Raw genomic sequence first — 14,028 nt, 5'->3', positions numbered from 1 at the left:
GTTCATATCATTAACAAGATGTAAAATTACAACCGATTAGCAAGTTAATCTGATTTTATCAGCGGTTCTTTGAGATTTATCAGCGAATCTACCATTTTATCAGCGAATTTAATTATTATATCGGCGAATTTTCAATTTTATCAGCGAATCTAAAAAAGCAACAAACTTTTAGAAATGAGCCTAAAAAAAAGAACTTCGGATAGTTGTCGCAACAATTCATATCACTGTTTCTGCAATTCCTTCTTCTCTTGATAGCTATGAAACTTTTTACTTAAAGCAATAGGGGAATGGGCATTTTCATCATATGGCAGAATCGAAAATGCAAGATCAAAATTTTCATTCTCCAAGCGATACTTTTCCTGGACTTCCTGACCACAGCTTGCCGAGCCCAGCCCATATTGCTGTTTATCAACATGCAATGTGATATACGGCTGTTTAATTAGGTCACATGTATGTTTGGCTGCCTCCAATTGTTCAACCGTATAATAGCTTGCAGTGAAATCAAACGAGGAACCATTGATGAACAGCCCTTTTCCATTCTCTTGTGTAAAACTCGCCCATTTTGTTTGATGGCGGTTACCGTTTTCTTGCGGGAACACATATGGCGTATATAAGCCATCAACGGTTGATGTCCAAACACTCATCCTTGCCGCCTGCCTGCTATCAACATAAGCTTCATTTGGTCCCAAACCATACCACTGCACGTTATCGCAGGAACCTTCTACCACCATCTCAACACCAATCCGCGGCAGATACTGAGGTCCCTCACCCGATTTCACACCCTTGATCTCTACTGCAATTTTTCCATTCGCATAGATGGTGTAGAGATAGGTTACATGGAATCCCCATGCAAGAACAGGTGGTGCCAGTTTGGCTTCACACTCAATGACAACGGACTGGCGGTCTTCACTAATAGTTACATCCGAGCAGATTATTCGATGTTGAATGGCATGGACACCAAATTCCTTCCAACGTTTTGTAACAGAGCTTGCGTTAAACTCCTCTGACCCCAATAAATCATTATCGATTGGTGCTCTCCAGAAATGCAATCTTGGTCCTTTTGGCATCATGAGCTGACCATCATAATTAAAATCTTCCATTCGTCCATTTTGTTTATTAAAGGTCAATTCAAAATTAGGTCCAGTTATTTTTGTCTTTGAAGTTAGATCTAAAATCGATAATTGACCAGAATTTTGCTGTTCAATCTGAACAAAACGGGAGATGGGGAGCTCATGCTGTGACCACGCAACCGTATGACCTGAATCAGCCCATAATGTCTTTTCTTTCGTCTTCCAGACGAGATTTAACCAATAATCTGTATTTTCCTGCACCACATTTGGCAGATGAATCGGTAAGTCAACCACTTTGGCCGTGTTTGCAGGAATGTCTGGAACATCGACTATTCCACCTTCAAGGATTTGCCCGTCAGCTTCAATAAACCACTCACATTGCAACCGTGATAAATTAGAAAAATCATATTTATTTTGTATCTGGATTGTTTTATCTTTCATATTAAACTGGGATGTGATTACAGGTTCTATCACTTTTTTTAATTCAGCTAGTGCTGGGGACGGCTCACGATTTGGCCGAACCAATCCATCGATAACAAAGTTTCCATCATGAGGTGTCTCGCCAAAATCACCGCCGTATGCAAAGTATTCCTTACCTTCTTCAGTATATTGGCGTAACCCGTGATCAGCCCATTCCCAGACAAAACCACCCTGTAATCGATCATAGGCATAAAAGGTCTCCCAATATTCTTTGAAACCTCCTGGACCGTTACCCATTGCGTGTCCATACTCACATAAAATATGAGGTTTCCCCAAGTACGTTAAACCGCCAATTACTTTCATTCTTTCAATGGAAGTGTACATTGAGGTATGTACATCTGATGCGATTGGATCCTTCGTTGGGACAAAGTTATCCTCCAAAAGAATTTCCCTTGTCTCCCCTTCATAGTGAACCAGTCTGGAAGAATCCCTTCTTTTAGTCCACTCATACATGGCAATATGATTTTGTCCAAATCCTGACTCATTCCCCAATGACCACATAATAATAGAAGGGTGGTTCTTATCTCGTTCTACCATTCTTTCCATTCTATCTAAATAGGCATTTTTCCACGCTGAATCATTACTTAATAAATGAGGCTGCCCAATTTTGGTCATTCCATGACACTCAAGATCTGCTTCATCGATTACGTAAAAACCAAATTGATCACAAAGATTATAAAACCTCGGGTCATTTGGATAATGTGCTGTTCGGACGGCATTAATGTTATGCTGTTTCATTAAAACTAGATCCTCAATCATGGAACGTAAAGGGACAGCCCTTCCATAATCAGGATGGGCATCATGTCGATTAACACCCTTAAACATAACTGGGACACCATTCACTAGTAACTGGCCGCCTTTATTCTCAACCGTTCTAAATCCGCACTTTTGTGGAATGACTTCAACTACTTCCCCAGATGGATTTACTAAAGTAACCAGCACATCATATAAGTTAGGTATTTCAGCATTCCACGGCTGCACATGGTCCAAGTGGATATATCCTGTCACCATTTCGCTCTCTATATTTTGTTCGTGCAAAGCAATAACAGTGCCCTTCTCTTCTATTTCCACTTTCACCTTATGATCTTTATACTCCCCTGCTAAGGCAATCTCAAAATCTAGCCGTCCATCTTGATAGTCATTTTCTAAAGTGCCAGTCAAAAACAGATCTCGGATATGAATAGTTGGCTTTGAAATGATATAGACATCCCGAAATATTCCGCTTAGCCACCACATATCCTGATCTTCAATATAAGAAGATTCGGTCCATTGGTATACGCGTACAGAAATTTTATTTTCCCCTTCTTTTGCCACATTTGTGATGTCAAACTCTGAAGGGAGACGGCTGCCCTGACTATACCCAACGAAATATCCATTAACCCAGACATGGAAGGAGCTATCGACACCCTCAAACATTAAATGTAACTCATCTTTTAATGCTTCCTTTGTTAAATAAAATGTTCTGCTGTATGCACCCGTTGGATTCTCCGATGGAATATAAGGGGGATCTACTGGAAAAGGATACTGGACATTTGTATAATGCGGATTCCCGTATCCTTTTAATTGCCAATGAGATGGAACACTGATATTTGCCCAATTATCAGTGGAGTAATCCTCCTTGTAAAAATCACTCGGTGATTCCATTGGTGAGTTCGCGTAATCAAATTTCCACTTTCCATTAAGCAATAAGAAGCCCCGTGAATCTCCCCGTTCATACGTAATGGCTGTTTTTTTGCTTTTATAGCTAAAAAAGTAGGACCTAGGTTTAAGTCGATTCTTATGTAAGACTTCTAGGTTTTCCCAATCATTTTGTAATTCCATTTTCATTCTCCCCTCGTTACTAACCTTTAACAGAACCGCCATATATTCCTGCGATAAAGTACTTTTGCAAAAATAGGAATAAGATTAATACTGGAATTATACTGACAACTGTTCCCGCTAAGACTTGGCCATAGTACACGACCTGGCCAGGCGCCACTAATTGGGATAATAGAACTGGTAGTGTTGTACTTTCTCGATTCTGTAAAATGATAAGCGGCCACAAATAATTGCCCCATTGCTGGATAAAACTCAATATTCCTAATGCTGCTAATGGCGGTAATGATGTTGGCAAAATAATTCTGTGGAAAATAGAAATTTCACTTGAACCGTCAATTCTAGCTGCTTCAATCATTTCAGTCGGAATACTCATCATATTTTGCCTCATAAAAAAGACTCCGAATGCATTGGCCAGCGCTGGAAAAATAACAGCCTGAGGCTGATCTTGCCAGCCTAACCCGATAATCATTTTGAATAAAGGAATTAATGTAACCTGATGTGGCAGCATCATTGTTACTAGTACGATAAGGAACATAATCTTTTTCCCTTTAAACTCATATTTAGCGAACGCATATCCGGCAATAGCGCACAAATATAATGTTGCAATTGTAAAAATGATCGATATTAGCAAACTATTTCCCAGCGCCTTCCAAATAGGGGCTGATGCTGCTAGTCCAGTTAAATTAGTAAGGAACTCCCCGCTTGGTAATAACTTCGGAGGACTTTGAAAAATATCGCCATCTGACAGGGTAGAACCTACAAACATCCAATAAAACGGATACACAGATGCGATACTGACCATAATTAAAAATAGATATCCTGCTGTTTTTGATAAGAAGGATGATCGTTTCATTAAATCTCTCCTCCTTTTGAAACTTTAATTTGAAAGAAGCTTATAATAGCAACGATAATGGTGATGACATAGGCTGCTGCTGATGCATAACCAAATTGAAAGCTTTGAAATCCAAACTGATAAAGGTACATTACAGGAGTATTGGTTGCATTGTTTGGTCCTCCTGCCGTTAATAAAGAAGGCTCAGTAAATAATTGAATCGTACCAATCGTTGAAAGAATGGCACAAAACAGAAGGATGGGTTTTAACATTGGAACAGTAATCTTAAAGAATTGGGTAAATTTGCTGGCTCCATCCACTTCAGCTGATTCATACAACGAATCATCAATAGAAGTGATGCCTGCAAGCAAAATGATTGTATTATAACCGGTCCATCTCCATGTCACAGCAATAATGATTAACACTTTTGACCAGAACGGGTCACTAAACCAATGAATCGGCTCAATATGAATGAGTCCTAAGAGGTAATTCATCATTCCATATTGCTCATTAAAAATAAGGGTAAATACAATTGAATAAGTAACTAAATCAATTAAAACTGGCAAAAAGATAAATAAGCGAAAGATTGCCTTTCCCTTAATAAATTTCGAGTTTAATAGGACCGCTAACAATGTCCCTATCATGAGCATGATCGGCACTTGAACAATTAAAATAATAAAAACATTATAGAGCGATTTCCAAAAGAGCCCGTCCGTTAGGATATTTTTAAAGTTTTCAAAACCAACCCATTCTGCATGGTTTCCTTGTGCAGAGGTAAAGGATAAATACAATGACTCGAAAATGGGATAGACCATGAAAATAGCAAACACGATGAAAAAGGGAGATAAAAATAGGTAGGGAGTCATTTTTTTACGATTCCATCGCTTCTTTCTTGCAGCAGAAGGTTCTGTCATTTTTCCAATAGCTGTTTCTCTCATTTTGGCACCTCCTATAAAATGAAACTTCAATCAGTGGGGGTTTTCATCCCCCACTGACCATTTTTTCTAATGATTTACTTTAAGCTTGGTTGATTTTGAAATAGATTCTGCAGCTGTTTTCATCATTTTATCTGCATCATTTCCTGCTAACACACCATCAATCATATCTTTAAGCGGTTTCGTTGCGTCTAACATAATGGGACCATATTCCATATCTTTTATAGTTGTGGTTTGTTTCGCAAAGAATGGGTATAATTCCATACCAAAATACTCATCTTTTGTATTAAATGCTTCATTTTTATAGAAAGGTGTATAAGAAGGGAAAAGTCCGTATTTTAACATAATCTTTTGGCCTTCATCTGTAGTTAAAACATATTCAATAAATTTGAATGCGGCATCCGCATTTTTGGACTGCTTTGACACAGCCAATATGGAGCCGCCTAAATTGGCTTGTGTATTCCCACCCTCTTCAAAAGCTGGGATCGGAACGATTCCCCATTTGCCTGCTTGTTTTTCGACAGAATGGCTTAACGTACCCGCATACCATACTGGTAAAATAACACTGGCAGCTTTATCGTTCGTTAACGCTGGAATCCGTCCATTGCCATCGTGAACATTAATGGCAATTCCCTCATCCTTCATTTTCCTTTGAAGTAAAAGTGCTTTTTCTGATTCCGGTGAAATGACATTAATTTTTCCGTCTTTCACATAAGAACCACCCAATTGATTTAAAAAGATTTCATATAGATTAAAATCATCGGTATATAGGGTCATCGCTGTGCCAGGGATCGCTTCTTTTAATTTCTTACCAGCTTCAATATAATCATCCCAAGTTTTAATCGATTCAACATCAATGCCCGCTTTTTCAAATAAATCTTTTCTATAATATAAAGCAGTTGGACCTATATCCCATGGCATGGCATATACTTTATTGTCTTTTGTGACGCTTTTCCATGAGGACGCAAGAAAATCATCTTTATATTTTTCTGTTTTGGCTGTAATATCAACAAACTGGTCAGGAAACTTTTTCAGGAATGCTGGGAAGTCCCTTCCTTGAGTTTGAATAACATCTGGAGCTCCTGTTCCTGCTGCCAATGCTGGGGTAATTTTTGAATATCCGGTATCCGTACGCAGGATTTCAACTTTTATATCCGGGTACTTTTTATTAAATCCCTCGATTTGTTCAGTTAAAGCATCTGCAGCAGCATTCCAAGATGCAACCGTAATCGTAGTCTTTCCATCCGTAGTACTAGCCTTTTCTTCTTTCCCGCTTCCACATGCTGCCAAGAAAACAGATGTGATGAGCAGCAAAGATAATAGCAATGACAACTTTTTCATTTTTTCCCACTCCCCTTTTTGTGGTCACGTGACCACTAATTTGAAAAAATAATGTGGTTACGTGACCACATTGCAGAAAAAATAATATGGTCACGAAACCACATTATTTAGTAAAATATCCTTTAAACAAATCTCTTATCAATTTATTCAACTAGATATCTCTTCCTGCTATGCTTTTACGATAAATTATTTTGTAACCGTTGTCAATTGCTATTTTTAAAGTTTTATATTTCGTACAGATTCTCTTTCCTTCAACATAACTTCTGCTTCAATACTTTTCTCAATACTATTTTCATTGTGAATTTGATCCAGTAGTTGTTGTACTAACATTCTTCCGATTTCTCTCTTTGGAATATTCATCGTAGTCAACGTTGGGGTCACTATTTTAGCTAATTCAATGTTATCAACGCCAATTACTGAAATATCTTCTGGGACCTTTTTTCCACTTTCAATAATCGCTCTTATTGCCCCAGCTGCTAACAAATCATTAGAAGCCGCTACAGCAGTAAAATATTGTCCTTTGTCCAATAACATCTTTATAGCTTCATATCCGGTGGTCAATTTGTCTTCATACATTTCGATGAATATTTTATAATAATCCTTAATTCGTAAGTGATGTTCCTCCATGGCCATTTCATACCCCATGTACCTAGGATTACTTCTTCTATCTTTATTATAATAATGGCCTAAAAAGAGAATTTCCGAATGTCCATTTTTTATCAAATATTCTACAGATTGCTTCATTACTTTCTTTAAATCAACATATACATGAGGAATCTCTGCTTTACGTGGGATGTTTATATTAATTCGATCCCAATAGACAGACATTGGCATCTTTTTCGTAGTTTCGAGAATATCCTTAATCATGATTAATTCATGAGAGGCAAGCAAAATCATTCCATCGTAAGGGCCCTCTAAAACTTGCTTTAAATAATCCCGATTTTTCTTCGTAATATTATATAAAGATAAAGTATAGCCACTCTCTAAGGCCATTTCCTCTATTCCCATAAACATTTCTGAAAAAAAGGAGTTGCTAATAGATGGCGAGATACAAGCAATTTGTTTGTAAGACTTTGTCCGTAAATTCTGTGCTGCGCGGTTAGGTATATAATTCAGTTCAGCAATGGCTGCTTCCACTCTTTTCCTTGCCTCCACTGCAACATAGCCTCTATTATTAATGACGCGCGATACAGTTGATGGTGAAACTCCTGCTTTTAGCGCCACATCATGTCTTGTAACCATAAACATTCCCCCTTTAAAAACACTCCCATTTTATATTGTACTGTGCATTTTTTCCATTATCTAATTATAAGTAAATTCTTCCTTCACTTTCTATTCAATACAATTATTGGTTAACTTTTTAAACGGGAATAAATTGTATCTTATTATTTGTTTATACCATATCTTAAAACTTTTCAAAACTCTTATATCTAATATATCCACCAATCCGTAAACCCAAGATTAAATTTCGATTAAAATCCTAATTTAGACAGAAATTCATAGTAAAATCAGCTAGTGCTTTACTTTCCAGTTAGGAGGCATTTATGAATTCACTTTTTCATCATGTAAAATCATTTTTTTGTCATCCAAGCACAAAGTGGATGATGAGATTACTATTTTATTTTCTAATTCTGCTAGGCTTATTAACCATTTATGGATTTAAAAATTCCGGTACGTTTATTTATAACGAATTTTAGAGGTGACATCATGGATCTTTATTCACAACTACAAAAATGGTCGGAAGTGTATCCTGAAAAGACTGTTTTTTCATATAGAAATGAGAGCCTTACTTATAAGCAGCTTTATGATCTGTCCGAGTCTTTAGCTTACTTTCTACAAAACCTTATGCTGGATGATTCTACTCCGATTGTGGTCTATGGTCACATGGAACCATTGATGCTTGTTTGTTTTATAGCATGTGTTAAAGCAGGTCATCCGTATATTCCGGTGGATACCTCTATTCCAGATGAAAGAATAGCAAAAATTATAGAAGACTCTGGATCAAAAATGATGCTATCTCCTATTGAGCTGCCTCAAGCAGGAGTCGAACATCTTTCCTATCGTTTGAATGGGGAACGTTTACGGGATGCACTTGTAAGGAATCAAGGAAAAACCGTATCTTCCGAGACATATGTTCTCCATGATGAAAACTTTTATATCATTTATACATCTGGGAGCACAGGCAGTCCAAAAGGTGTCCAAATTTCTTATAACAATTTAATGAGTTTTACTCACTGGATGACAAATGACTTCGGTTTAGCCAACCATCAAGTCTTTTTAAACCAAGCACCTTTTTCGTTTGATTTGTCAGTGATGGATCTGTACCCTTGCTTATTCTTAGGAGGAACCCTTTGGATGCTGCCAAAAGAGTATGTGGCAGCGCCAAAAGAATTATTTTTATCGCTAGAAAAATCCTCCGCGAATGTGTGGACATCTACACCATCCTTTGTGGACTACTGCCTATCAGATGAACAGTTTTCAGCAGCTCTGCTCCCTGAATTAACCACATTTTTATTTTGCGGAGAAGCTTTACCAAATGCTACAGCTTTGAAATTGAGAAAAAGGTTCCCAAAAGCCGCTATTTTCAATACGTATGGTCCTACTGAATGCACAGTAGCAGCAACCTATATCAAAGTGGATGATTCTTTGATCGAAAAGTACGAATCATTGCCGATTGGAATTTCGAAAGAAGATGGCGAAGTGTATATTCTCTCAGAAACACTTGATGAGCAGCCCGACGGGGAAAAAGGTCAGATCATCATAGCCGGCCCACATGTGAGCAAAGGGTATTTGAACCAGCCAGATTTGACTCGCAAATCATTTTTCGTCTTCAATGGGCTGCCTGCTTATAAAACAGGAGACCTTGGCTATAAAAAAGATGGATTGTTATTTTACGCAGGCAGAATTGATTTCCAAGTGAAAGTGAATGGATACCGAATGGAGCTGGAAGAGATTGAGGCGCAGCTGTCTTCCCTGCCTTTAGTGCAAAGCGTCATGATTGTGCCTAATTACAAAGACGGAAAGTGCGAATTTTTAACAGCGGTAATCGTCCCAGCCCCACACGAATTTGAAAAGGAATTTCAACTGACCAGTCAATTAAAAAAAGAATTGCGTGCTCTTTTACCGCAATACATGATACCGAGAAAGTTTGTTTATCGCCAATCTCTTCCGATGACGAATAACGGCAAGGTTGACCGCAAACGAGTATTACATGAGGTTACTGCATGACGCCCTATGCCACTTTACTTTATTTTATGATTGTGGTCATTTTGCTTATCCCGGTCGTAGCAGCAGGATACAGGCAAAAGAGGTTAGGCTGGTATAATGCTTTTGTTACGGTTGTCGTTCTCTTTCTAGCATTTGGAGCTGACCTTCGCCAGGCATATTCCCTTATGGCCTATATCATTTGGGAGACCATCCTTGTTTCTGTTTATTTACGGTATCGATCAAAGCGAAATTCGTCACTTGTCTTTTATCTAGCTATTTTTCTATCCATCATCCCTTTATTGTTCATAAAGATCCTGCCTGCCTTCGAATTGAATAACTGGTTTGGATTTTTAGGAATTTCTTATTTAACCTTTAAAAATGTCCAAATGGTCATTGATATTCGAGATGGCTCGTTAAAGTCTTTAACCATAAAAGAACAGCTTTCTTTTTTATTGTTTTTTCCTACTATATCCTCTGGTCCAATTGACCGTTATAAACGCTTTAAAAAGGATATAGATAATGTTCCTTCCAAAGAAGAGTATCATGAGCTTCTTTATAAGGGAATTAATAAGATATTTTTAGGCTTTTTATATAAATTTATTATCGGGTTTCTTATTAATAGTAAATTAATTTCAACCCTTTTTATCCAAAGTCATACGCCGCTATCCGATATTTGTTATATGTATCTGTACAGTTTATATTTATTTTTTGACTTTGCTGGATATAGCAATTTTGCCATCGGTTTCAGCTATATTATGGGAGTTAAAACGCCAGAAAACTTTAATCTTCCTTTTATTAGCAGAAATATTAAAGACTTTTGGAACCGTTGGCACATGTCACTTTCATTTTGGTTCCGGGATTATGTGTACATGCGATTTGCCTTCATGATGCAAAAGAAAAAGTGGATCAAAAACCGTTTCACCATTTCCTATCTTGGTTATCTGCTGCTCTTTTTATTAATGGGTGTGTGGCACGGCTTGGAACTTCACTATATTGTGTATGGATTATATCATGCTCTATTAATCATTAGTTTTGATTGGTTTGAACGAAAAAATAAAAAATATTCTTTTTGGAAAAAGAATAAATGGACACATGCAATCGCAATTGTCATCACCTTCCACTTTATTTGCTTTGGGTTTTTAATCTTTTCAGGTCGATTATTTTAATATATTAGGAGGAAAGATCATGTCAGTTAAAGAGACAGTATTAGATATTTTAGAAGAGATTTGTGATACAGATATTGTACGAGAAAATTTAAATATTGATTTATTTAAGGAAGGTCTATTGGACTCGTTCGGAACGGTTTCCTTGCTTGTGGAAATTGAAGAACGTTTAGAAATTACAGTGGGGATTTCTGATTTTGACAGAGAAGAATGGAATACTCCGAATGCAATTATTGGTCAATTGGAGAATCGGTAATGAACCGCTCCTCCTTTAAACCCTTGATGGTGGCAGTCATCTTATTCTCCATTCTGTTGGTGTTTCCAGCGCAATGGTTACTGCCCTTGATTAATGATAAGTTGGTGGAGCGAGAATCTGTAGGATTAGACCCCAATATGTTTCAAGGATATTTGGTTCAACAAAAGATGTTAGAAGATCCGGCTTATTTGCCTGTTTATGGTTCTTCGGAATTGGCTCGATTAGACCCCTTCCACCCGTCCAACTATTTTCACGTGAATCCACAGGGCTTCACGCCGTTTTTAGTCGGAAGAGGGGGAACGGAGGCGCTTCTTCACTTTTTAGACTTTTCAGCACATGCAGATCAGTTGAAGGGCAAAAGAATCGTCTTTGTCTTATCACCACAATGGTTTGTACCGGAAGGCTCGGATGAATCCCACTTTGCACCCAACTTTTCTGTTTTACAAGGGTACCGATTTGCGTTAAATCCAAAGGTGAATCACTCATTAGTAATAGAAGGTTCAAAACGTCTTTTAGCCTATAATGTTGTCAAAAGTGATTGGCTGCTTTCTTCGCTTTTGGAGGCTAATTTATATCATGATAAATGGCATCAAACTAAAGCTATGGTCATTAAGCCCTTTGCTTATGGCTTTTTACATGTATTAGAACGAAGGGATTTAATTCTTTCTTTACTCGATGTTCATTTGAAAAAGCTTCATCCCAAACCAGCCCTCACACAAAATAAATCATGGGCTGAGCTTGAAGACGAGGCCAGTCATTTGGCTGCAAAAAAAGCGGCAGACAATCCATTCTTTGTGAATGATTTGTATTATAAGACGATGTTACAACCTAAATTGGACAAACTTCATGGGTACAAAAAGGGGGCCAGTTATGCAACATCGAAACAATATCAAGATCTGCAGCTGGTTCTTGATGTACTAAAAGAAGCCGGTGCAAAACCCTTATTTGTTTCCGTTCCTGTGAATGGTTACTGGTCCGATTACACTGGTTTTCCGGCCAAAGGACGCACGGATTACTATGTGAAGGTAAAAAAACAGGTTGAAAAGAACGGTTTTCCTGTATTAGATTTATCCAATCATGAATATGATAAATATTTCTTTAAGGATACCATCCATCTAGGCTATAAAGGATGGGTAGCTGTTGACAAAGGTATTCTGCAATTCGAAAAGCTAAAGTAGTATGAAAAAGAAGTTTGTCGCTATTAAGAGACAGACTTCTTTTTCGTTTAAGGCTTAATAATGAAAAATGACTTCCTGCTGGAAGCCATACATTAGTAAATTGTTAAATCTTATTATTTCTGCCGTACTGCTGCTTGTAATGGGACAGCAAATTGAGTTGGACCTGATATACCAACTAATGATGATCCTACTGTAGTATAACCAACAGGAGCGACGCGTGGAGATTTAGCACCTCCCGAGCCAATTTGCAAAACTCCACCATTGACCATTTGACCAATTTTCAAAAAGCGGAAATCAAAAGTTTGTTGTAGATGTTGATCCATTTTAATCACCTCTTATTAAGATACGTTCAAGAGTTTAGCTAAATTCTAAAAAGGTCGTATTTTTTGTTGAATTCACTAACAGTTTACCTTATAGAAGATATGCTCATAAATTATTAAAAGTGCCTGGCACCACGCAAAAGTGGAGTGGACTTTTGCATGGTACCAGGCATTATTTTTACTTAAGATTGAATATTTAAAAATGCATAACTTTTACATTTGTCCAAATCAGATTCCAATTCTTTTTGGCGATTCGTTCTTCATAAATTTTTAAACGCTCTTCCGTTTCCGTAAAAAATGGTGTGGGTTTTACTATTAGATTAACCACATCACTAATTCCACAGGGAGCAGTTAGAATGATCTCATCTTTATCACTTAATTTCACTCCTAAAGCGGTTGCCGTTTCGGGAAACTTTGAAATGGCATCAATGGAAGAGGAATACGGGGCCAAATTATTTCTAATATGCATTCTAGCTTCGTTCTTTACGGACCAAGGAATGTTTGGCAGTTGGGAAAGTAGTCTTTCTTCTAGTCTCTTTTCAGCAGATTCATCGGAATTTGCACGGTCAAAATAAATCACATCTATATCAGGTATAGATGTTCTGTTTGTAAACCCGTGAAGGGTATCCCATATTTTTGAACGGACAAAACCGGCGCAAACCCACCAATCTGGCAGATTCAAAGATTTTGCTGCTTTTAATATGTCCATCATCCACTGATCATTGTGAATAAGCGAAATGACATTTTCCTCATTTAACATGGCCATCTCTTCCTTCCCTCCTCTACTCTTCCGCTATCCATTAAATCAACTTCTCAAAAGCTACTCTTGGGCTGCCATCCTGCAAATAAATAACGCCGCAATAGCTGAAATCATTTTTTTGAAGAAGGCGCTGCATCGATAGGTTCTGCTCATGCGTATCCACTTTAATACTATGGACCCCTTTTTCGATACACATTCTTTCTGCATTTCTAATAATTTCTGATGAGATCCCCAAACCTTTGTAAGTATTGTCTACTGCAAGTCGATGGATGACGGCAAAATCACCTAGACTTAGCCACCTTCCATTATCAATATGTTCATAGGTTTCTTCTCCATCAAAGGAGATCACCGTAGTGGCCACAATGATTTCATCTTTCACTAATATGTAGCTATCGCCATTGGCCATATCATCTCGAATCGTTTGAATCGTAGGATAGTGATCCTGCCACTGGTCAATATTACTTTTTTTAAAATAATCCTGCGCCTGCTTAATGATTTCCATGACATGATTCAGATCTTTTTCCTCTGTTTTTCTAAGTATCATAGTAAATCTCCCCTATTTAGAAAATTTAACACGAACTTCACCAAATACTGTTAAGTATCTCTTTATCATTATAAAACAACAAAGTCGTATGGGCATCCGTTTAGTCGTTTCAAAACTTTACACC

At 37.6% G+C, this 14,028-nt stretch carries 13 protein-coding genes; 5 read left to right on the top strand and 8 right to left on the bottom strand.

Features of this window, described 5'->3' with window-relative positions; genetic code table 11:
- Nucleotides 1–221: 221 nt before the first annotated feature.
- The 5 genes from AC4E8C_RS03670 to AC4E8C_RS03650 all read right to left on the bottom strand — a co-directional run bounded on the left by AC4E8C_RS03670 (nucleotide 222) and on the right by AC4E8C_RS03650 (nucleotide 7,718).
- Nucleotides 222–3,371, bottom strand: a complete 3,150-nt coding sequence (locus AC4E8C_RS03670) for a glycoside hydrolase family 2 TIM barrel-domain containing protein (protein ID WP_490210346.1) — start codon at nucleotides 3,369–3,371, stop codon at nucleotides 222–224.
- A gap of 19 nt (nucleotides 3,372–3,390) precedes the next feature.
- Entirely contained in the window at nucleotides 3,391–4,221 is an 831-nt protein-coding gene (locus AC4E8C_RS03665; protein WP_490210344.1) for a carbohydrate ABC transporter permease, read from the bottom strand.
- Nucleotides 4,221–5,138: a carbohydrate ABC transporter permease gene (locus AC4E8C_RS03660; protein ID WP_490210342.1), complete on the bottom strand. Its 918-nt coding sequence runs from the start codon at nucleotides 5,136–5,138 to the stop codon at nucleotides 4,221–4,223. Before AC4E8C_RS03660 ends, AC4E8C_RS03665 begins: the two co-directional genes overlap by 1 nt.
- A gap of 66 nt (nucleotides 5,139–5,204) precedes the next feature.
- A complete protein-coding gene (locus AC4E8C_RS03655) occupies nucleotides 5,205–6,476 on the bottom strand; it encodes an ABC transporter substrate-binding protein (protein ID WP_490210341.1) in 1,272 nt (423 codons plus the stop codon).
- Between the two features lie 216 nt (nucleotides 6,477–6,692).
- Nucleotides 6,693–7,718 (bottom strand): LacI family DNA-binding transcriptional regulator, encoded by a 1,026-nt coding sequence (locus AC4E8C_RS03650; protein WP_490210339.1) that lies wholly within the window; start codon nucleotides 7,716–7,718, stop codon nucleotides 6,693–6,695.
- Between the two features lie 302 nt (nucleotides 7,719–8,020).
- On the opposite strand from AC4E8C_RS03650, the gene AC4E8C_RS03645 reads away from it, so the two are divergent.
- From AC4E8C_RS03645 to dltD, 5 genes are read left to right on the top strand one after another with little or no spacing between them, the layout of a single operon-like run.
- The gene (locus AC4E8C_RS03645; protein WP_490210337.1) at nucleotides 8,021–8,173 is read left to right on the top strand and encodes a teichoic acid D-Ala incorporation-associated protein DltX; all 153 of its coding nucleotides are present in this window, start codon (nucleotides 8,021–8,023) and stop codon (nucleotides 8,171–8,173) included.
- Nucleotides 8,174–8,183: 10 nt separating this feature from the next.
- Nucleotides 8,184–9,704, top strand: coding sequence for a D-alanine--poly(phosphoribitol) ligase subunit DltA (gene dltA, locus AC4E8C_RS03640; RefSeq protein WP_490210336.1), 1,521 nt, complete (start codon nucleotides 8,184–8,186; stop codon nucleotides 9,702–9,704).
- A complete protein-coding gene (dltB, locus tag AC4E8C_RS03635; RefSeq protein WP_490210334.1) occupies nucleotides 9,701–10,849 on the top strand; it encodes a D-alanyl-lipoteichoic acid biosynthesis protein DltB in 1,149 nt (382 codons plus the stop codon). Before dltA ends, dltB begins: the two co-directional genes overlap by 4 nt.
- 19 nt (nucleotides 10,850–10,868) lie before the next feature.
- The gene (gene dltC, locus AC4E8C_RS03630; protein ID WP_420491385.1) at nucleotides 10,869–11,102 is read left to right on the top strand and encodes a D-alanine--poly(phosphoribitol) ligase subunit DltC; all 234 of its coding nucleotides are present in this window, start codon (nucleotides 10,869–10,871) and stop codon (nucleotides 11,100–11,102) included.
- Nucleotides 11,102–12,280: a D-alanyl-lipoteichoic acid biosynthesis protein DltD gene (gene dltD, locus AC4E8C_RS03625; protein ID WP_490210332.1), complete on the top strand. Its 1,179-nt coding sequence runs from the start codon at nucleotides 11,102–11,104 to the stop codon at nucleotides 12,278–12,280. Before dltC ends, dltD begins: the two co-directional genes overlap by 1 nt.
- 113 nt (nucleotides 12,281–12,393) lie before the next feature.
- On the opposite strand, the gene AC4E8C_RS03620 is transcribed toward dltD, so the two are convergent.
- From AC4E8C_RS03620 to AC4E8C_RS03610, 3 genes are all read right to left on the bottom strand, one after another.
- Complete coding sequence (locus tag AC4E8C_RS03620) at nucleotides 12,394–12,603, bottom strand: hypothetical protein (RefSeq protein ID WP_490210331.1); 210 nt, start codon at nucleotides 12,601–12,603, stop codon at nucleotides 12,394–12,396.
- A 193-nt stretch (nucleotides 12,604–12,796) separates the two neighbouring features.
- Nucleotides 12,797–13,366, bottom strand: coding sequence for a nucleotidyltransferase family protein (locus AC4E8C_RS03615; RefSeq protein ID WP_490210329.1), 570 nt, complete (start codon nucleotides 13,364–13,366; stop codon nucleotides 12,797–12,799).
- Nucleotides 13,367–13,400: 34 nt separating this feature from the next.
- Nucleotides 13,401–13,904, bottom strand: a complete 504-nt coding sequence (locus AC4E8C_RS03610) for a GNAT family N-acetyltransferase (RefSeq protein ID WP_490210328.1) — start codon at nucleotides 13,902–13,904, stop codon at nucleotides 13,401–13,403.
- Nucleotides 13,905–14,028 lie beyond the last annotated feature (124 nt).

It is taken from the genome of Neobacillus sp. SRL179, assembly GCF_984799095.1.
This window is presented reverse-complemented; position numbering and strand designations above follow the sequence as displayed.

Coding starts and splice junctions, on each gene's coding strand:
- AC4E8C_RS03670 (WP_490210346.1), bottom strand. CDS start 3,371: ATGGAATTACAAAATGATTGGGAAAACCTAGAAGTCTTACATAAGAAT.
- AC4E8C_RS03665 (WP_490210344.1), bottom strand. CDS start 4,221: ATGAAACGATCATCCTTCTTATCAAAAACAGCAGGATATCTATTTTTA.
- AC4E8C_RS03660 (WP_490210342.1), bottom strand. CDS start 5,138: ATGAGAGAAACAGCTATTGGAAAAATGACAGAACCTTCTGCTGCAAGA.
- AC4E8C_RS03655 (WP_490210341.1), bottom strand. CDS start 6,476: ATGAAAAAGTTGTCATTGCTATTATCTTTGCTGCTCATCACATCTGTT.
- AC4E8C_RS03650 (WP_490210339.1), bottom strand. CDS start 7,718: ATGGTTACAAGACATGATGTGGCGCTAAAAGCAGGAGTTTCACCATCA.
- AC4E8C_RS03645 (WP_490210337.1), top strand. CDS start 8,021: ATGAATTCACTTTTTCATCATGTAAAATCATTTTTTTGTCATCCAAGC.
- dltA (WP_490210336.1), top strand. CDS start 8,184: ATGGATCTTTATTCACAACTACAAAAATGGTCGGAAGTGTATCCTGAA.
- dltB (WP_490210334.1), top strand. CDS start 9,701: ATGACGCCCTATGCCACTTTACTTTATTTTATGATTGTGGTCATTTTG.
- dltC (WP_420491385.1), top strand. CDS start 10,869: ATGTCAGTTAAAGAGACAGTATTAGATATTTTAGAAGAGATTTGTGAT.
- dltD (WP_490210332.1), top strand. CDS start 11,102: ATGAACCGCTCCTCCTTTAAACCCTTGATGGTGGCAGTCATCTTATTC.
- AC4E8C_RS03620 (WP_490210331.1), bottom strand. CDS start 12,603: ATGGATCAACATCTACAACAAACTTTTGATTTCCGCTTTTTGAAAATT.
- AC4E8C_RS03615 (WP_490210329.1), bottom strand. CDS start 13,366: ATGGCCATGTTAAATGAGGAAAATGTCATTTCGCTTATTCACAATGAT.
- AC4E8C_RS03610 (WP_490210328.1), bottom strand. CDS start 13,904: ATGATACTTAGAAAAACAGAGGAAAAAGATCTGAATCATGTCATGGAA.